This is a genomic window from Eubacterium sp. Marseille-QA0814 (assembly GCF_965119675.1).
Classification (GTDB): domain Bacteria; phylum Bacillota; class Clostridia; order Lachnospirales; family Lachnospiraceae; genus Eubacterium_G.
On record NZ_CBCPMG010000001.1, the window covers coordinates 837,432 to 858,370 of the forward strand.

The 20,939-nt window shown below is 34.1% G+C and carries 18 protein-coding genes; all 18 read right to left on the reverse strand.

The features are described 5' to 3' along the window. Window positions 1-13: 13 nt before the first annotated feature. Window positions 14-3,211 (reverse strand): carbamoyl-phosphate synthase large subunit, encoded by a 3,198-nt coding sequence (gene carB, locus ACQY63_RS03985; RefSeq protein ID WP_412334621.1) that lies wholly within the window; start codon window positions 3,209-3,211, stop codon window positions 14-16. Beyond that, a complete protein-coding gene (locus ACQY63_RS03990) occupies window positions 3,204-4,283 on the reverse strand; it encodes a carbamoyl phosphate synthase small subunit (protein WP_022165101.1) in 1,080 nt (359 codons plus the stop codon). Before ACQY63_RS03990 ends, carB begins: the two co-directional genes overlap by 8 nt. A gap of 211 nt (window positions 4,284-4,494) precedes the next feature. Next, the gene (locus ACQY63_RS03995) at window positions 4,495-5,769 is read right to left on the reverse strand and encodes a peptidoglycan-binding protein (RefSeq protein WP_022165100.1); all 1,275 of its coding nucleotides are present in this window, start codon (window positions 5,767-5,769) and stop codon (window positions 4,495-4,497) included. A 381-nt stretch (window positions 5,770-6,150) separates the two neighbouring features. Then, window positions 6,151-7,574, reverse strand: a protein-coding gene (locus tag ACQY63_RS04000) for an IS3 family transposase (RefSeq protein ID WP_428244771.1) whose coding sequence is annotated in 2 segments (ribosomal slippage) — window positions 6,151-7,085 and window positions 7,085-7,574 — 1,425 coding nt in all. Because the reading frame shifts where the segments join, the coding sequence is not laid out codon by codon here. Between the two features lie 115 nt (window positions 7,575-7,689). Further along, entirely contained in the window at window positions 7,690-8,178 is a 489-nt protein-coding gene (locus ACQY63_RS04005; protein WP_022165953.1) for a dihydrofolate reductase, read from the reverse strand. Between the two features lie 146 nt (window positions 8,179-8,324). After that, the gene (gene thyA / locus ACQY63_RS04010) at window positions 8,325-9,170 is read right to left on the reverse strand and encodes a thymidylate synthase (RefSeq protein ID WP_022165952.1); all 846 of its coding nucleotides are present in this window, start codon (window positions 9,168-9,170) and stop codon (window positions 8,325-8,327) included. A 141-nt stretch (window positions 9,171-9,311) separates the two neighbouring features. Next, the gene (locus ACQY63_RS04015; protein WP_022165951.1) at window positions 9,312-10,097 is read right to left on the reverse strand and encodes an amino acid ABC transporter ATP-binding protein; all 786 of its coding nucleotides are present in this window, start codon (window positions 10,095-10,097) and stop codon (window positions 9,312-9,314) included. Between the two features lie 12 nt (window positions 10,098-10,109). Continuing rightward, a complete protein-coding gene (locus ACQY63_RS04020; protein WP_022165950.1) occupies window positions 10,110-10,766 on the reverse strand; it encodes an amino acid ABC transporter permease in 657 nt (218 codons plus the stop codon). An 88-nt stretch (window positions 10,767-10,854) separates the two neighbouring features. Next, window positions 10,855-11,643, reverse strand: a complete 789-nt coding sequence (locus tag ACQY63_RS04025; protein WP_022165949.1) for a transporter substrate-binding domain-containing protein — start codon at window positions 11,641-11,643, stop codon at window positions 10,855-10,857. Between the two features lie 83 nt (window positions 11,644-11,726). Next, window positions 11,727-12,962 carry a GTPase HflX gene (gene hflX, locus ACQY63_RS04030; RefSeq protein ID WP_022165948.1) on the reverse strand — a complete coding sequence of 412 codons (1,236 nt, stop codon included), beginning with the start codon at window positions 12,960-12,962 and terminating at the stop codon, window positions 11,727-11,729. Window positions 12,963-12,988: 26 nt separating this feature from the next. Continuing rightward, entirely contained in the window at window positions 12,989-14,353 is a 1,365-nt protein-coding gene (locus tag ACQY63_RS04035; protein ID WP_022165947.1) for an MATE family efflux transporter, read from the reverse strand. An 82-nt stretch (window positions 14,354-14,435) separates the two neighbouring features. Next, window positions 14,436-14,942 carry a phosphatase PAP2 family protein gene (locus ACQY63_RS04040; protein WP_022165946.1) on the reverse strand — a complete coding sequence of 169 codons (507 nt, stop codon included), beginning with the start codon at window positions 14,940-14,942 and terminating at the stop codon, window positions 14,436-14,438. A gap of 18 nt (window positions 14,943-14,960) precedes the next feature. Next, a complete protein-coding gene (locus ACQY63_RS04045; protein ID WP_022165945.1) occupies window positions 14,961-15,140 on the reverse strand; it encodes a DUF6472 family protein in 180 nt (59 codons plus the stop codon). Window positions 15,141-15,154: 14 nt separating this feature from the next. Further along, entirely contained in the window at window positions 15,155-16,339 is a 1,185-nt protein-coding gene (locus tag ACQY63_RS04050; RefSeq protein ID WP_022165944.1) for a pyridoxal phosphate-dependent aminotransferase, read from the reverse strand. A 20-nt stretch (window positions 16,340-16,359) separates the two neighbouring features. Further along, window positions 16,360-16,818, reverse strand: coding sequence for an SsrA-binding protein SmpB (smpB, locus tag ACQY63_RS04055; RefSeq protein WP_022165943.1), 459 nt, complete (start codon window positions 16,816-16,818; stop codon window positions 16,360-16,362). Between the two features lie 166 nt (window positions 16,819-16,984). Beyond that, window positions 16,985-19,099 (reverse strand): ribonuclease R, encoded by a 2,115-nt coding sequence (gene rnr, locus ACQY63_RS04060; RefSeq protein WP_302690031.1) that lies wholly within the window; start codon window positions 19,097-19,099, stop codon window positions 16,985-16,987. 171 nt (window positions 19,100-19,270) lie between these two features. Beyond that, window positions 19,271-19,516: a preprotein translocase subunit SecG gene (gene secG, locus ACQY63_RS04065; RefSeq protein WP_022165941.1), complete on the reverse strand. Its 246-nt coding sequence runs from the start codon at window positions 19,514-19,516 to the stop codon at window positions 19,271-19,273. Window positions 19,517-19,644: 128 nt separating this feature from the next. Further along, entirely contained in the window at window positions 19,645-20,910 is a 1,266-nt protein-coding gene (eno, locus tag ACQY63_RS04070; RefSeq protein ID WP_022165940.1) for a phosphopyruvate hydratase, read from the reverse strand. Between the last annotated feature and the right edge of the window lie 29 nt (window positions 20,911-20,939).

The following is a 20,939-nucleotide window of genomic DNA, read 5'->3' on the forward strand; positions in this document are numbered from 1 at the left end:
AATCTTAAGCCTCTTATAAAGTAGCAATATCTACTAATGTAAGATTTTCTTTTGCATCGCTTTCTAAGCTTGTAAGTAAAGCATCTACTGTATCCAAACTTGTAAAGCAGTTTACACCTGTTTCGATTGATGTACGTCTGATTAAGAATCCATCTCTACTCTTATCACGTCCCTGAGTTGGTGTATCAACAACAATGTCAATCTTATGCTCAAGTAATAAGTCCATTACTGTAGGAGCTTCCTGGTGAATCTTATTAACCTTAATTGCATCTACTCCATTTTCTCTTAAAACATCTGCTGTGCTTCTTGTAGCGTAAATCTCGTATCCCAATTTTTCAAAACGCTTAGCCAATGGAATAATTTCCTGCTTGTCAGCATCTTTTACTGACATAATAATCTTCTTATGTTTTGGAAGAACTACACCTGCACCTAAGAATGCTTTGTATAAAGCTTCGTTAAATGTCTTGGCAATTCCTAAACATTCACCTGTTGATTTCATTTCAGGTCCTAAGCTTGTTTCTGCTCCTCTAATCTTTTCAAATGAGAATACAGGCATCTTAATTGCATAGTAATCAGCCTTTGGCTGTAAGCCAGGTGTATATCCAAGTTCTTTAATCTTGTGTCCAATAATACATTTTGTAGCAAGTTTTACAATTGGTATACCTGTAACCTTACTAATATATGGAACTGTTCTTGATGAACGTGGATTAACTTCTATTACATAAACCTTTCCGTCACATACAATAAACTGAATGTTAATCATACCTTTTACATGAAGTGACATTGCAAGTTTCTTTGTATAATCTTCAATTGTATCAATAATATCCTGTGATAATGTGTATGCAGGATATACTGAAATACTGTCACCTGAGTGAACTCCGGCTCTTTCAATATGTTCCATTACACCAGGAATTAAAATATCTTCTCCGTCACAGATAGCATCAACTTCTACTTCTGTTCCCTGTAAATATTTATCTACTAAAATAGGATGATCCTGTGCAATTCTGTTGATGATTTCCATGAATTCTTCAACTTCTTCATCACATGTTGCAATCTGCATACCCTGACCACCAAGTACATAAGAAGGTCTTACTAATACAGGATAACCTAATTTGTTTGCAACTTCTTTTGCTTCTTCTGCTGTAAATACAGTACCACCTGTAGGTCTTGGGATTCCACACTGTTCAAGAATTTCATCAAATAATTCTCTATCTTCTGCAGCGTCTACATCTTTTGCATCTGTACCTAAAATTGGAACTCCCATCTTCATAAGGGCTTCAGTTAATTTGATAGCTGTCTGACCACCGAACTGTACAACTGCCCCATCAGGCTTTTCAATGTTTACAATATTTTCAACATCTTCAGGTGTTAATGGTTCAAAGTAAAGTTTATCAGCAATATCAAAATCTGTTGATACTGTTTCAGGATTGTTATTTACAATAATTGTTTCATAACCCTCTTCTTTAAATGACCATGTACAATGAACTGAACAGAAGTCAAATTCAATACCCTGTCCAATACGGATTGGACCCGAACCCAAAACAAGAACCTTCTTCTGTGGTTTTGTTTCAATTGCTTCATCTTCTCCACCGTATACTGAATAATAGTATGGTGTTTCAGCTTCAAATTCTGCCGCACATGTATCAACCATCTTATATGCTGCAACAATATTGTTATCATAACGCATCTGTTTAATTTCATCTGCGCTCTTTCCTGTAAGTCTGCTGATAACTGTATCCGGGAATTCAATTCTCTTAGCTTCTTTTAATAATTCTGCTGTAAGTGGCTGAGTCTTTAACGCATTTTCCATTTCTACGATAATTGCAAGTTTGTCAATAAACCACTTGTCAATCTTTGTAATGTCATGTATATGGTCGTAACTTACACCACGTCTTAAAGCTTCTGCAATAACCCAGATTCTTCTATCATCTACTTTGTGAAGCATATCTTCTAATTCGTCATCGTTTAATTCTGTAAAATCATAATCCATTAAACATTCAACATGCTGTTCAAGTGATCTGATAGCTTTCATTAATGCACCTTCAAAGTTATTGCAAATACTCATAACTTCACCGGTAGCTTTCATCTGAGTTGTTAATTTTCTACTCGCTGTAATAAATTTATCAAATGGAAGTCTTGGAATCTTAACTACACAGTAATCAAGTGCAGGTTCAAAACTTGCATATGTTTTCTTTGTAATTGCATTCTTGATTTCGTCTAATGTATAACCTAACGCAATCTTTGCTGCAACCTTTGCAATTGGATAACCTGTAGCCTTTGAAGCTAATGCTGATGAACGGCTAACACGAGGGTTTACCTCAATTACACAATATTCAAAACTTTCAGGATGAAGTGCATACTGTACGTTACATCCACCTGTAATGTTTAATTCGTTAATAATGTTAAGTGCTGATGTACGAAGCATCTGATGTTCCTTATCACCTAATGTCTGTGATGGAGCAACTACTATACTGTCACCTGTATGAACGCCAACAGGATCAATATTTTCCATATTACATACTGTAATACAATTGCCGGCTGAGTCTCTCATTACTTCGTATTCAACTTCTTTCCAACCTGCAATACATCTTTCTACTAAAACCTGTCCTACACGGCTAAGTCTTAAACCATTCTCAAGGATTTCCACTAATTCATGCTGGTTGTTAGCGATACCACCGCCACTACCACCAAGTGTATATGCAGGACGAAGTACAACTGGGTAACCAATCTTATTAGCAAATTCAATACCGTCTTCAACTGTTTCAACTACAAGAGATGGGGCACATGGCTCATTAATCTTCTCCATAGTTTCCTTAAATTCCAAACGGTCTTCTGCCTTCTTAATTGTTTCTGAAGTTGTACCAATTAATCTACAGTTATTTTCTTCTAAAAATCCTGTTTCAGCAATTTCCATTGCAAGGTTAAGTCCTGCCTGACCACCAAGAGTTGGAAGAATGCTGTCCGGTTTTTCTTTCTGAATAATCTTCTTTAAAACAGGTACTGTTAATGGTTCAATATAAACTTCATCTGCAATGTCCTTATCTGTCATAATTGTAGCAGGGTTTGAGTTTAATAATACTACCTCAATACCTTCTTCTTTAAGAGAACGACATGCCTGTGTTCCGGCGTAGTCAAACTCTGCTGCCTGTCCTATTACAATAGGACCTGAACCTATTACTAAAACTTTCTTTATGCTTAAATCTCTAGGCATTCTTCTTAACCTCCATCATTTCAATAAATTCATCAAATAGTCTGTCTGAATCCTGTGGTCCCGGGCAAGCTTCCGGATGGAACTGAACTGTAAATATGTTTTTGTTTTTGTATCTTAAACCTTCAACTGTCTTGTCATTCACATTTACAAATGCAACTTTTGCAATTTCAGGATTAACTGTATCTCCGTCAACCACATATCCATGGTTCTGTGATGAAATATAAACATGACCTGAATCTAAATCCTTTACAGGATGATTTCCACCCCTATGGCCATATTTCATTTTCTTTGTATCAGCTCCTGTTGCAAGTGCCATAAGCTGATGACCTAAACAAATTGCAAAAATTGGAATGTCTGAATTATATAATTTCTTTATCTGTTCAATTTGATAAACGCATTCTTTTGGATCTCCCGGTCCGTTGGATAACATAACACCGTCAGGATTCATTGCAATAATTTCTTCTGCTGATGTATCACATGGTAAAACTGTTACATTACAGCCTCTCTTATTTAATGATTCTGCAATGTTATTTTTGGCTCCAATATCAAGTAAAGCCACATTGTACTTATCACCTTTAAGTACTTTCTTTTCCTTACATGAAACTTTCTTTACAACTCCTGTTACTTTGTATTCCTTAATCTTAGGTAACACTTCGTCTAAATTATAATTTTCGTTTGTTGTAATCATACCATTCATGGTACCCTTTTCTCTAAGAATCTTTGTAAGTGCTCTTGTATCAATACCTGAAATTCCCGGTATGTCATTTTCAACTAAGAAATTCTGAATTGTATCATCACTTCTGAAGTTGCTTGGCATTCTGCTTAATTCATGTACTATGTAAGCATCCGGCCAAGGATGTAATGATTCCATGTCCTCATGACATATACCATAGTTTCCCTGAAGTGGGTAAGTCATACATACTGCCTGTCCTGCGTATGATGGATCAGTCAATACTTCTAAATAACCCCACATAGACGTGTTAAACACGATTTCACTAATAATTTCTTTTTTGCTACCAATTGATTTTCCTTCGAAAACTGTACCGTCTTCTAAGATAAGAAATGCGTTCATAAATGTTTTTCCTTTCGTTTGTTTTAGTATTTTTGCCTAAACTTACAAGATTATATCAAATATCGACATTTCTTTCAATATGTTTACTAACATTTTTTAATTCTATTAGTCAATCTCTGATTTTTCTCTTAATATTTTATTATAGCAGAAATGAGAAAATATGCACTCCTTAGAATGCATATTTTTTCAAAAAATTTTATAAATTTACATTTTAACGTGGAATTCCTTCTGCAATCCTTGTTATGCCCACATATATTTGTGATATTTTATACCAGGTTGCAAAATCAATTATGCCTGTTTGTGGCAAGTCAAATATTTTTTGGAAGTTTCTTACGGCTCTTTGGGTGTCTTCACCGTAAATACCATCTACATTTACATTTCCAATGGCTGTATACACTTTTCCGATTGTATTTAACTGCTCCTGTATCTGCTGAACTTTCTGTCCGCTACTACCTATTGTTAAATCATATCCAGGCCATGAAGCAGGTATACCTGCTATTTGTTCCGCTGTATTAATATACATTTCACTACCGTAATAATTTCGTATAATTTCTAATGTTGAATATCCTTGTTCTCCTAAATTACAGGACCCCCATTGACTTAACCAGTTAGGACAGGTTACTCTTCTGCCATCACAATACTGTGTAAGTATCGGCTGTCTTACATCAGGGAATGATAAATATTGATCAAATATGCTGTCAACTACAACACTAATTGATTCGAAAATATTTCTGCCATTAATCCATTTTTGGTCATAGGCAGTTGAGGATGTAATAGTAAAATCGTAGCCTTTATTTCGGTACCATTCCGTATACACTCTATTTAATGTAAATGACATAATTGCCAAAATATTAGCCTCTAAGGTTGCTCTTGGCCATGTAGCATATATTTCTGACGACGCCACATTCTTAATGTAATCCTTATAAGTTACATAATAGTCTCTTGCATTACTACTTGGTGTACCATCATGTACAACAATATATTCAGGCACAACCACTCTGCTTAATACGATTTCTCCCGGCTCATTTACATCCTTTATGTCATCTTCAGGGATTTTTGCTGGATACTCATAATAAAGAGTGTGGGGTGGAATATTTATATTTTCAGTTTCTTCGCCTTGAACCTTTTCAAGTTTTACATTTTGTATTGCCAAAGACCTTGGCAATATTTCAACGTTATCAATATTTTCCGACTCATATCCCGGTGCATCTACCTCCACATTGTAATTAGCATAAGGCATATTATCATTATTTTCATCCAAACTGTACTCTAAAGGTGGGGCATCTAAGTCTACTACTTCTGTCTGACCTGAAGAATCCGTTGATAATTGCTCTAATTGTGTTGTCTCATTATCTAGCGGTTCATTCTCATTTGTTTTTCTGCTAATTATTACCCTTGCATCTTTTATTGGCACATTATTACTGTCAACTACATTTATTTGTAATTCACCTATATCTCCTGAATTTACCTGCATTTTTATAAGCATATACTTTTTCCATACTTTTTTAATCTATACATTATATGGATTACTTAATATTTTATGACAACATTTTCATATATCCGCTTTCCCTCTGTGTCAGTTGAACTATAAACCTATGCAATGTTTGTAATTTCATTTTCTGTATTATTTGCATACGCCTGATTGTTTGTACTAAACAATATAGACAATATCATTACTATGGCAATGCAAACGGATTTTTTTCTCCTTACCATGAACATACCTCTCCTATTTGAGCATAATCACTTTTTTTCACTATCTCCACTAACGAAGCCAAAAAAGAAGCTGTGTCTAAAAAATAATAATGATGTGACCCCAAAAAGTTAGACTTTTATTGCGTAACAGGTTTTAATATCTGTTACGCATTTTTTATGCAACCAAGAGGCTGAGTCTGTATTGGACTGGACTCAACCATCCTAGTTTTTCTTTAATTCTTTTTTCATTGTAATATCTTATATATTTTTCAATTTCAGTTTTCAATTCTTCATAACTGTAATAAACAGTTCCATAGTATATTTCTTGTTTAAGCAGACCAAAGAAATTTTCCATGACTGAATTATCAAGGCAATTACCTTTTCGTGACATGCTTTGAAATATTTTCTCTTCTCTAAGTCTATGTGAATAAGCTTTCATCTGATATGCCCATCCTTGATCTGAGTGAAAGGTCCTTCGAAATGGGCAGTCAGAAGTTACCTCAATGGCTTCATTTAGTGCATTCATCACATTTGCTGCTGAAGGACGTTTATCTATTCCATAACTTATTATTTCACCATTGAACATATCCATGAATGGATCTAAATATAGCTTATGCATTGTCATTTTACCTTTAGAATCTACTTCATAGTATTTAAACTCTGTTGTATCAGTTGTAATCTTCTGATGAGGTATATGTGTATTAAATCTTCTTTTGATTCTATTAGGAGCAACCGTTCCAATTCTACCTTTGTAAGAACTATATTTACGGCTCTTCCTCGTAAATGACATCACCTGAAGATTATATTTCTGCATAATGCGTTGAACCTTCTTCTTGTTCACGATATAGCCTTGATTACGGAGTTCACCACACATGCGACGGTAGCCATAATCTTTGTTACGTTTATGTATTTCATGAATCTTTTCTTCTAATTCTATATCTGGATTTTCTCTATCAAATCTTTTTTGCCAATACATATATGTTGCCTTTGGAAAACCAACAACTGCGAGAATGTCTTTTAGTTTGAATTCTCCCCGGAGGCTGTGGACGATTCTCGCTGTTTTTTCAGAAGAGCTTCCTCCTCTAAACGCAGCCTCCTCAGTTCTTTTAAATATGCATTCTCTATTCTAAGCTTAAGAATTTCATCTTCAAGTTCTTTTACATGTTCAGTACTGGTATCAACTGGAACTGTAGTTGTATCTTGTTCAATATTTAACTTTTTGTTTGATGTACCCAATGTTTTTTTGCGACCTTTCTTATGTGGTCTCAATGCATCAGGACCGGCGATCTGGAAATCATTTACCCACTTACAGATTTGAGAGGGATTATATATTCCTTCACGAAGAGCCAGCTCCTGATATGAGAGTTCACTTGTTAAATATAATTCTACAACAGAAAGCTTCTTTTCAAAAGAGTATTTATCTTGTTTTCGCGAACGCATAAGTCCTTTGTCACCATGAGTTTCATAATTCCGAACCCATTTCTTAATGTTTGACCAGGCAGGTACACCATATCGTTTGGCTAAGTATTCATAGCCACCTTCACCGCTAAGATATGCTTCAACAACCTGCTTTTTGAATTCATAACTGTATTTTGCCATAAAAATACCGACCTCCAATCGTTAGATTTTTAGGTCTAACTTTTGGGGGGCGGTACATAAGCCACAACTTCTTTTATATTTCATTCAAATATTTCTATTCAATATTCAAATATTCTTATTTTCTTTTATATGTTCTAAAATAATATTCCAAATCAAAATAAGTGTTCTCATCACTTTCTTCTGCCAACTCCCACTGGTCAGTCATTTCATCTAAATTTGGAATAAATGTATCTGCCGCATACTGATGATCAATGTATGTTACATAGGCTGTATCACAGTATGGTAGCATTTGCTTATAAATTGAGCCACCACCTATAACATACACATCTTCATTATATCCTTTTGCTTTTTCAACTGCCTCTTCAATAGAATGTACAACAATTGCACCATCAACCTTATAGTTCTGATTCTTTGTTATTACAATGTTTACTCTATTCTTAAGTGGTCTTTTTCCCGGAAAGCTTTCTAATGTTTTCTTACCCATAATTATAACATTTCCTGTTGTATGTTCTCTAAAGAACTTCATGTCATCGGGTATGCTAACTAATAATTCATTGTTGTTTCCAATTGCCCAGTTCTTATCTACTGCTACTATTAAATTCATGTTTCACCTTAATCTTTGCAAAGATTCCTTTCTCGTCAATCAGAAAATAATAAATCGGTTAAATAACTAACTATTATTTTCACAAATCCATAATCCACGCTACTACATTACGTTAAAACTTCTTAACCCTCACCCGTAGCATTATTCTAAACTGCTACAGGAATTTTAATCTGCTCACCATGTTCATAATCCAATAGTTTTATATCATCTACTGTAAAGTCATAAAAGTTTTTGATTTCAGGATTAATCCAAAGTTTTGGTGCCGGATACTGTTTTCTTGTAATTAATTCCTCAACTAAATCTACATGTTTATCATAAATATGCGCATCAGCAATAACATGTACAAACTCTCCAACCTCCATGTCATTGACCTGAGCAAACATATGTAACAAAGCTGCATACTGACACACATTCCAGTTGTTTGCTGTTAAAACATCCTGTGAACGCTGATTAAGTATTCCGTTTAAAATAAGTTTTCCAGTTTCCTTATTCTTTGTTACATTAAACGTCATACTATATGCACATGGGTATAAATTCATTTCTGATAAATCCTGATGTACATAAATGTTTGTCATGATTCTTCTACTGTAAGGATTGTTTTTTAAGTCGTATAACACTCTGTCAACCTGATCCATGTCTCCTTCAGGATAATGATGTTTAACCGACATCTGGTAGCCGTAAGCTTTTCCAATTGAGCCTGTTTCGTCAGCCCATGCATCCCAAATATGGCTGTTTAAATCATTAACATTATTGGATTTTTTCTGCCAAATCCAAAGTAACTCGTCAACACAGTTTTTAAAACCTGTTTTTCTAAGAGTCAAAGCCGGGAATTCCTTCTTTAAATCATATCTGTTTACAACACCAAATTTCTTTATTGTATATGCAAATGAACCGTCATCCCACTTTGCACGTACTTTCTCACCTTTTGTATCTGTTCCGTTATCTAAAATGTCTCTACACATATTTACAAATATTTTATCTGCGTAACTCATTGAATCCTCCTGTTTTTAAAAATCTTAAACAAGTATAGCATTTTTAATTTAATTAATAAATAGAAAAGTAAAAAAGGAAAAGCTATACAAATGCAAAATAGCTTTTCCCTGCGTATGAATAAATATACAATTTTTAGCCTTTTATCCCTGACTGTATCTTGATAAGAACTGTTTAGTTCTCTCTTCTTTAGGATTGTTAATTACTTCTTTTGCATCGCCCTGCTCAACAATAACACCTTTGTCCATAAATACAACCGTGTCTGCCACATCTCTTGCGAAAGCCATTTCATGAGTAACAATAACCATGGTTGTTTTTTCTTCTGCTAGTCCCTTAATTACTTTTAAAACTTCTCCTGTAAGTTCAGGATCAAGAGCTGATGTGGGCTCATCAAAGCATAAAATATCAGGTTGCAAAGCCAAAGCTCTTGCTATGGCAACTCTCTGTTGCTGACCACCTGATAACTGATGTGGATAATGATCCATTCTGTCTTCAAGCCCCATTTTCTTTAAAAGTTCTTTTCCATGATTTTCGATTTCTTCCAAAATTTCTTTTTTATTTTTCTTGTAATCTTCTTTTTCCTCTGCAAGAAGCTTTTCTGCCAACATAACATTCTCTAATGCTGTGTACTGTGGAAAAAGATTAAATGATTGAAAAACCATACCAAAATGAAGTCTTTTATCTCTTAATGCCTTATCCTTCTTAACTCTAGGTAATGAGGCATCAAACAACTTTTCACCTTTTACGGAAATAGTTCCATGATTTGGTGTTTCAAGGAAATTCAAGCATCTAAGCAATGTTGTTTTTCCAGAACCTGAAGAACCAATTATTGCTAATGTCTGTCCCTCTTCTAAATCAAAACTTATATCTTTTAAGACTTTGGTGCTACCAAAATGTTTTTCTATATTTTTTACTTCCAAAATTGCCATTTATAGCACCTCCTATTTAAAATAATCTAATTTTTTTTCTATGTAGTTAAATAATAAAGTTAATATACCAACAAAAATCAAATAGAACACGCCTGTGTAGAACAATGGCCATGTAATACCGTCTGATTTCATAAAGGCAAAACCTGTAAATGTTAATTCGTATGCAGCAATAATTCTTGCCAATGATGTATCCTTAACTAAGGTTATTATTTCATTTGACATTGGTGGCACAATTCTCTTTATCATCTGTAATAATGTTATCTTAAAGAAAATCTGTGATTTTGTCATACCTAAAACCTGTCCTGCTTCTCTTTGACCTGCAGGTACACCTTCGATACCACCTCTGAATATTACTGAAAAATAACATGCATAGTTAATTGTAAATGCAACAACTGTAGCTGAAATTCTCCCCCATTCATCACCGCTCCAAATATTATGTCCTAGCCATAAACCAGGGCCATAGAAAATAATAATTAACTGAAGCATAAGTGGTGTTCCTCTTATAATCCAAGTAAATATCTGTACTAAATATCTAAGTGGTTTAAATTTACTCATAGCTCCAAATGAAACTATAAGTCCCAATGGAAGAGAAAACAACAATGTAAAAATAAAAATTTCAAAAGTTGTTCCAAGTCCATTTAATAATGTTTCTGTTACATCCCAAAACATAAAATTTCTCCTTAGCTTTTTACGCAATATAAGGCAGAGAGTTTTCTCCCTGCCTTATTAGTCTACATATTTAAAGTATTTGTTTATATTATTTTGATGGAACAACAACTACCTGTGCATTGTTGCAGTAAGCAGTTGTACAGTTCATTGCATTCTTAACTTCATCTGTTAATGTCATACCGTTCCATACAACATCAATGTTCTTTGACTTAAGTTCCATTGCTTTTGTATCCCAGTCAATTACAACAAATTTAACTTTAACACCTAATTTCTTTGCAAGAAGTGATGCCATGTCAGCATCAAATCCAATCCAATTACCGTCTTTATCTTTGTAATCCATTGGTTCAAATTCTGTAATACCAACGATTAATGTTCCTTTTTTCTTAATGTATTTAACATCATCACCTTCAACATACTTACCAGGCTTATCCTGTTTTAAAATAGCTTCCTGAACACCATAGTTCTTTGCTGTTTTTTCCATTTCGCCTGATGCATATGTATCTTTGAAGAAGTTGTTAATGTAATCTGCCAAATCAGAATCTTTTCTACAGCCAACACTATATTCTTCTGTTGTAAGCTTATCTGTGTACTTAAGGTCAGGATAGCTTGTTCCTTCACCAATCATTGCACCAGCCATAAGTAAATCAATAATAGCTGCATCAGATGTACCTGACTTAACTTCCATTAAAGCATCTGCCTGTGATGAAACTGCATTTGTTTTCCACTTTTTGTCCTTTGCAGCCTGCTCACCTGCTGAACCTGCTTCTACAGCATATACCTTGCTGTCTGTTCCGCTCTTCTTACTGCTACCACATCCAACTAAGCATAAAGATGCTACCATTGCCACTGATAATAATAATGCTATTTTCTTTTTCATAATTTATCCTCTTCTTTCATTTTCGTGTGTTAGTGCTTTACCACGCTAAACTATTGAGAATATACCATATAAAAATATCATTGTCAATTTAATCTTCCAATTAAAGATGTTGGCACGTATGCTTTTACGTGTATACCGTCTTCTTTATACTCTTCTTCAAGTAACTGACCATATTTTCTAATAAGGCCTGTCTTGCCTGCTTCGGCATAAGTAAATACGTTTTCGTACAATACACGCATTGACTTAACTGCATTCTCAATTGCCTCGTTTATGTCATCAATTCCTATGCCCTTTTTAATGGCACCATGTACAACGTAATCTGCCTTGAAATCTCTTAATATAGGTTTTGTTTCCAACTTATCTTCTTTGTTGAAAACGGTAATAATCGTTTTGTCTTTTACACCTAAGTTATCGAGAGTTTCGTACACTGCGTGAACATTTTTATCCATTGACGGATTAGAGGCATCCACCACATGAATAATAATGTCAGAATATTTTGCTTCCTCTAACGTACTTCTAAAAGCATCTATTAAGTGGTGTGGTAATTTTCTTATAAAACCTACTGTATCAGTTAAAAGCACTTCCTGCCCATCCGGTAATTTGTAGTTTCTTGTTGTTGGATCAAGGGTTGCAAAAAGCTTATCCTCTTCTAAAACTTCAGCGTTTGTTACTGTGTTAAGAAGTGTTGATTTTCCTGCGTTTGTATAGCCTACAATCGCAACTACCGGAACAGGATTGTCCTGACGTTTCGCCCTTGTTACCTGTCTGTGGTTCTCCATTTCTGAAACCTGTTCTTTTAACTGTGAAATTCTGTTTCTAATTAAACGTCTGTCAACTTCAAGTTTCTTTTCACCAGGTCCTCTTGTACCGATTCCACCACCCTGTCTTGATAGATTTCTCATACCAATAAGTCTTGTTGAACGGTATCTAAGCTGTGCCAATTCTACCTGAATCTTACCTTCAGCAGTTTTTGCCCTACCTGCGAAAATATCTAATATAATAAGGGTTCTGTCCATAACCTTAACTTCCAATTCATCTTCAAGGTTCTTATACTGGGCAGGTGATAGTTCATCGTCACATACAATGGCATCTGCATCTGTTTCCCAAATTAAATCTTTAATTTCCTTTACTTTACCTGTTCCAACATAGGTTGTATTATTTATATGTTCAAGATTCTGTACAACTCTTCCAACTACAACAGCCCCGGCTGTACTTACTAATTCTTCTAATTCATCTAATGATTCCTGTGCATCTTCCTCATTACCTGTGGAAACAGCCACCAGAATTACTTTTTCCAATTCTTCTTTGTTTTCGTACATTCTGCCTCCTTAACCAACTTCACACTCTATTCTTTATGTACAACTAAATTAATAGTTTTCCACTTTCCACGTTTGTATCTTATTAAACTAAATAACCCGTTTAGCATCCATGTAATTCCTGTTGCAACAAATACACCATAACTACCTAAAAATGGAATTAATGTTAATGGATATGCAAATCCAACTCTTCCTATACATTCCACTATGCCCGTAAAAAGAGAAAACATTGCATCCCCGGCACCATTTAATACATTTCGTGTTGTATAAATGAGACCTAAAAATACATAGAAACAACTTGTTATTCTAAGACCATCTGAAGCTATCCGTAAAACTTCAGCATCTTTTCCGAATATTGACACAATCGGTGATGTGAAAGTCCAAAACAGAACAAGGACTACTGCTGAAAATATTACATTCATAACATTTGAAGAATTAAATCCTTTCACAACTCTGTCTGTCTTTCCTGCACCAAGATTCTGACCTGTATATGTAGAAACTGCTGCTCCTAGTGACATGAATGGCTGCTGAACTAATGTTTCTATTCTTGAGATAACTGTAAAAGCTGTAGTAAATGTTGCTCCATAACCATTAACAATAGCCTGTAATACTATTAATGAAAAGGCTATTAATGAATTCTGTAATGCTACAGGTATACCCAGTCTTAAACTCTTATCTACAATATAACTGTTAAGTTTTAAATTCTTCTTTTTTAGCCTAAAATAAGTATTGCTCTTATATGCATAAAAAATACATGTAACTGCTGATAAAAACTGTGAAAATGCTGTGGCAACACCTGCGCCTACAACTCCCCAGCCAAGTCCTAATACAAACCAAAAATCAAGCACAACATTAACAAGACTTGCCAATATTAAAAATATTAAAGGTGTTTTACTGTCTCCTAAGGCTCTAAGTATACTTGATACTCCGTTGTATAAACCTGTACAGCAAATACCTATGGATGTAACTTTTAAATAAGCTGTTGCGTCACCTAAAATAACCTTATCTGTTCTAAGTAACACTAATACTGGTTTTGCTACAAAAAAGCCTATACAAGCCATTATTACTGAACTTATAAGCACAATCCATATTGCATTTCCTATTGTGTCTTTTACCTTCTCTTCATTATTTGAGCCAAAAAACTGTGCGACAATTATTCCTATTCCAACAGATAAACCTGCTACTAAGGAAAAGAATAAAAAATTAAGTGAGTTTGTTGTTCCGATTGCGCCTAACGCATTAGGTCCAACAAAATTTCCAACAATTATGGAATCCACCATGTTATACAATTGCTGGAATATGTTTCCAATAAACAAAGGTACTGCAAACTGCAAAAGCAATTTCCAAGGTGTGCCCTTTGTCATGTCCTTTAAAAACTTATTTTCTTTTGACATAATTTTCCTCATCCTTTAGCTTGTCCTAAGGTTATCCACTCATGCTGTACAGATGGTATAAAACCTTTTGACAATGTAATTGTTAAATTAAATAAAATCCAATTATTCCTGATACAATTCCTATAACTGCCCCTGCTATTACATCCTTTGGAAAATGAACTCCACAAATTACTCTCTCAAATGCCATAATAACAGCAAGAAGCATCATAAAAATCCCCAAAGGGATACAAATATACAAAGCTGACATAGCAATTACAAAGGCAGAAAAAACATGACGACTTGGCATTGACTGACCTTTTTTTTCTTTTACAATCAACGGTGTAAAATCATATACAACATAAGGTCTTTTTTCGTCAATAATATATCTGAATATTGTAACTGCCACAAAAGATATGCTACATACAAGCACAACTCTTACACAGGTACCACTATTGTTTTGATACTGCATAAACGCAGACATTAAAATAATTACAGCAAATAAAACATAAATCATTATTGTAACTATCCTGTTTATTCCTGTAACTATTTTAACTCCGTTTTTCTTTTTTCTAACAGCTTCTGTTATTTTTATATAGCTTTCCTGTTTCATTTTTTCTCCGAAATAATTCTACTGTTTTCTTGCAATTCTGTATTCATCACCATAGGAGAAATACGGACATGTTGCTCTCTTAAACTGCATTAACATGGCTAAATCATCTTCATCCATATTTACAACACAGCCGTATTCTTCATATTCTTCGTCATATACATAATTGCTACAAAATTCACAACTATATTGATCACTCATTGTTAAACTCCTGTTTACTTATAACTTTCTGCTAACTTTTCAAATGCAGGAAGCGCATCTTCAATCTGCTTTGTCTGAACACAATAAGAAACTCTTACATATCCCGGTGCTCCAAAACTGTCAGCAGGTACAAGTAATAATTCGTATTCTTTTGCCTTTTCACAAAATTCGTAAGCGTCCTCTCCCATGGCTTTTACAAATAAGTAAAATGCACCATCAGGGTAAACACATTCAAAGCCCATTTTTGTTAAAGCATTATATAATAAATCTCTGTTTTCTTTATAAATTGAAATATCAGATGTATCACTTATGCACTTTTCAATTACTCTTTGAAGCATACTTGGGGCACATACATAGCCTAAAGCTCTTCCGGCTCCACAAACTGCTGCGTAAGCATCTTCTTCATCAATCATCTTTGGTGATACTACTATGTATCCAATTCTTTCTCCCGGAAGAGATAATGCCTTACTATATGAATAGCAGACAAAAGTATTGTCATAATAATTAATAACATATGGTACTTCTGTATCATCATAAACTAACTCTCTATATGGTTCATCAGTAATAAGGAAAATAGGATGTCCATATTCCTCTTCTTTCTTTTTTAATAACTGACACATTTTTTCAATTGTTTCTACAGTATAAACAACACCTGATGGATTGTTAGGTGAATTAATTATTACTGCCTTTGTTTTTTCATTAATGGCTTTTTCGAAATTATCCATGTCAATCTGGAAAGTCTTTTCCTGTGACTTAACTTCTACTAATTTAGCGCCTGTTCTTTCAATAAACACCCCGTATTCAGGAAAATAAGGAGTAAATACAATACACTCGTCATCTTTTTGTAAAATTGCATTCATTACAATTGTAAGTGATGCTGCTGCTCCACATGTCATGTAAATATTGTTTGCTGTAACATTCGTCCCAAATTTGTCATTAATATAATTTGCAATTGTTTCCCTAACATGTGCATCACCCTGAGCTGATGTATATCCATGAAGGGCTACTGAATCAAAATTATTAACTAAATCAATAATGGCATCATCTACACTTTTTGGTGCAGGTACACTTGGATTACCAATACTAAAATCAAAAACATTCTCTGCTCCGATTTCAGCCTTTCTCTTATTACCATATTCAAAAATTTCTCTGATTTCTGAACGTACTTTTCCTAACTTTACTAATGATTCTGTATACATTTTATCCTCCTTATTTATAACTAGCGCATATGAATCTTAAACTCTTTTTCGTGCTCTCTCTTCAAATCACGCTTTTTAATGTCTGCTCTCTTGTCATATAGTTTTTTACCTCTGGCAAGTCCTATTTCAACCTTTACCAGACTTCCTTTAAAATAAACTCTTAAAGGTACTAAGGTCAACCCTTTTTCATTTAGTTTTCCAACTAATTTATTAATTTCATATTTATGAAGCATTAATTTCTTTGGTCTTAAAGGATCTTTGTTGAAAATGTTTCCCTTTTCATAAGGATTAATATGCATTCCGTATATTATAACTTCGCCATTTTCGATTCTTACAAATGACTCTTTTATACTGCAATGGCCTGCACGTAAAGACTTAACTTCTGTTCCATGTAAAACAATTCCTGCCTCATAAGTATCTTCTATAAAATAATCATGTCTTGCTTTCTTATTGCTTGCAATTAATTTTCCTGAAGCCATACTCTTTCCTTTCTTTAAAGTTAATCACCAATAATATTTTATATTACCATACCGGATATAATCTGTTTCAAATTGTTTAAATCAGAACTAATCTGTTTCGAATTTTTTATACCGGCTTTAATTCATTTTAAATAATTCATACAAAATATAATCTGTTTCAAATAATTTACACCAGACTAAAATCAATCGTTCTTGTTAATTTGTCTGCCGCCTCAACACGTATTCTTACAGGCTGGCCCAACTTATATGTCTTCTTAGTGGCTTCACCTGTCATTGAGAAAGAATCCTCATCATATATATAATGGTCGTCACACATATTTGAAACATGCACCAAACCTTCTATTGTATTAGGCAATTCTACATACAAACCAAAGTTTGTAACACCTGAAATCACACCCACAAATTCTTCGCCAATTTGTCCACGCATATATTCTGCCTGCTTTAGCTTTTCTGTGTCTCTTTCTGCATCATCTGCACGTCTTTCATTTGTGCTACAATTCTTTGTCACTTCAGGTAGTATGCTCTTGTAATGTTCAGCATGCTTATCTGTCATCTTCCCGTTAATACATTCTTTTATAATACGATGTATCTGCAAATCAGGATATCTTCTAATAGGCGATGTAAAATGCGTATAATATTTTGCAGCCAAGCCAAAATGTCCCAAACATTCAGGTGTATACTCTGCTCTTTTCATTGAGCGAAGAGTTACCCTGCTTATCATAGCCTCTTCCGGTGTTCCTTCAATGTTGTTTAACAATTTTTGTATTTCTTTTGGATGTACTTCCTCTCCTGATAATTTTACAGAATAACCAAAGTTGGTAATAAATGTTGCCAAAGCTTTCATTCTGTCACTATCCGGCTTTTCGTGATTTCTGTATACAAAAGGCACCTGCTGCCAATAAAAATATTCGGCTATTGTCTCATTAGCTGCCAACATAAAATCTTCAATAATTTTTGTAGCTGCATTTCTATCATAAGGTTCAATTGATATAGGATAACCTTTTTCGTCAAGTTTGATTTTACACTCTGGAAAATCAAAATCAATGGCACCTCTTTTGTATCTTTTATCTCTAAGTATTTTTGATAACTCAGCCATTAAATTAAACATTGGCACAAAATCCTCATACTGCTTAATTGTGGCTTCATCCTTATTTGTTATAATATCATTTACTGCTGTATATGTCATTCGTCTATCAACATTTATTAAAGTTTCTTTGACCTGATGGTCTACGATTTCACCTTTTTCATTAATTTTCATTATACAGCTAAGGGCAAGCCTGTCCTCACCCTGATTAAGTGAACAAATTCCATTGGATAATTTATGAGGTAACATTGGAATAACTCTGTCTACTAAGTATACGCTTGTTCCTCTTTTCACAGCCTCTTTATCTAATGGTGAATTTTCAGTAACATAGTGCGATACATCTGCAATATGAACACCTAAAGTGTAAATCCCATCTTCTTTTGTCAAAGTAATAGCATCATCTAAATCCTTAGCATCCTCACCGTCAATAGTTACGGTCTGAAGGCCTCGAATATCAAATCTGCCTACCTTATCTTCTTCTGCCACTTCAGATGGAATATTTTCAATCTGTTCCATTACTTCTTCAGGAAACTCACAAGGTATGTCGTAATTTTTCACAATTGATAAAATATCTACACCTGGATCATTTACGTGACCTAGAATTTCCGTTACAACACCTTCAGGTTTTCTATCCTTTGTGCCATAAGTTTTAATTTTTGCAACAACTTTATGACCATCTACTGCCCCTTTTGTATCTTTCCCTGCAATATAAATATCACTGAAAATTTTCTTATTGTCAGGAATAACATAACCAAAACTTTTATTTTTCTGAAAATAACCTACTACTTCTCTGATTTCGTGAGAAATAATCTTGATAACTTTGCCTTCTTTTCTCTTTCCTGTTTGGATAGGATCTACCGCAATCAATACCATATCATGATGAAAGGCACCATTAACATTTCCTTTTGGTATAAAATAATCCTCTTCCTCGCCTTCAACTTCTACAAAGCCAAAACCTTTTTCATTTCCAATAAAAAGTCCCTGTCTGTACTCTTCCTGTGGAATACTATATTTTCCTTTTTTTGATATTGTTATTTTCCCTTCGTTTAGTAATTCAGTTAAAACAATGTCAAGCAACCCTCTGTCTTCTTTTCTAACATTTAAAATAACAACCAACTCTTTAAATTTCATTGGTACATAATGTTTGTCATTCATTAACTGAAGTATTATTTTTTTCTTTTCTTCTATTAAATCCATTCAAATCTCCCTTTATCTATTTGTCTATCATAAATTCCGTTTTCTTCTTAAATAATATCCAAAAACATTATACATTAATCTGTCCAAACTGTTTATACTTATTTGGTATTTTTTTACAAAGAAAAAAGGTGTAGAAATCTACACCTTAATCAGTCAACATTTTATTTTATCTTAATATCCGATAAATCCCATATTGAGAATTACTGAAAGTACAAAGAATAATACAACGCAAATCTTTGTAGCCTTCTCAAGTTTACCTTCCATTGAACGGCCCTTGTTCTTTCCCCAATATGTGTCAGCTGCACCACTGATTGCACCAGTAAGTCCTGCCTGTTTTCCTTCTTGAAGTAAGATTACTACTGTAATAATTAAACATACGATCATAAATACTACTGTTAATACTCTAAGTAATGTCATTAGTTTTTTCCTCCTCTATCTATTACAAGGATACCAATCCTTAATATTTCGTATCACGCAAAGACAATATTATCATATTATGCTCTCTAAATCAAGAGTATTTTTACAGCAGTTTGTGTTAAGGATTTTTACAACATTTCCTCAATTCGTAGTAATTGATTATATTTGGCAGTTCTCTCTCCTCTGCATGGGGCACCGGTTTTTATATAGCCTGTATTAAGTGCCACTGCCAAATCTGCTATTGTTGTATCCTCGCTTTCTCCTGAGCGATGAGACATTATGGCTATCATGCCATTTTTCTGTGCCAATTGTACTGCCTTTATAGTTTCAGTAATTGAGCCTATCTGATTTGGTTTAATCAGTATTGCATTGGCGCTTTTCTCTTTAATGCCTTTTTGCAGTCTGTTTACATTTGTGACAAATAAATCATCACCTACTAATCTTATTTTACTTCCTATTCTCTGCGTTAGTTTCTTCCAACCATCCCAGTCTTCTTCGTCCAATGGGTCTTCAATTGAAAAAATAGGATATTTATTAACTATATTTTCCCACATCTCAATTAATTCATCTGATGTTACATTTTTATTTTTCTTTGGCATATTATATTTTCCAACTGAACTTCCTTTCCATTCAGATGCTGCCACATCCAAAGAAATCTTAAAGTCCTTTCCTTTTTGAAAGCCACTCTTTTCTACTGCTTCAACTATAATATCCAGAACCTGTTCTTCGGTTTCTAAATCCGGTGCAAAGCCACCTTCATCTCCAACAGCTACTGACAAATTACGTTCTTTTAACAGCCCTTTAAGGCAATGATAGACCTCACTGCACCATCTAAGCCCTTCCTTAAAAGATTTTGCCCCTACAGGTAATATCATAAACTCCTGTATATCCACATTATTTGACGCATGAGCACCACCATTTAAAATATTCATCATTGGTATAGGCATTTTTCTTCCACAAATACCACCAATATATTTATAATCAGGAAGCTTTAATGCTTTTGCACAGGCTTTCATATTTGCCATTGATACTGCAAGAATACTATTAGCTCCAAGATTTTCCTTGTTAGATGTTCCATCAAGCTTTAACATTATGCTGTCTACTTTATTCTGATTTAAGCCATTGATGCCTTCTAATGCAGGATAAATAATTTCATTTACATTTTTTACGGCTTTTTTCACGCCATTTCCATTATATCTTTCACCACTATCACGTAGTTCCACTGCCTCAAACTTTCCTGTTGAAGCCCCTGATGGCACAATGGCACAACCTGTATATAACTCTCCTGCCTTACCGTCAACCTTAACAGTAACTTCTGCTTCAACTGTTGGATTTCCTCTTGAATCCATTACTTCTCTGCCTTTTACATTAACAATTTTTAAAAATTTATACATAAAAAACCTCCTAACATGCTTTTTCTTAT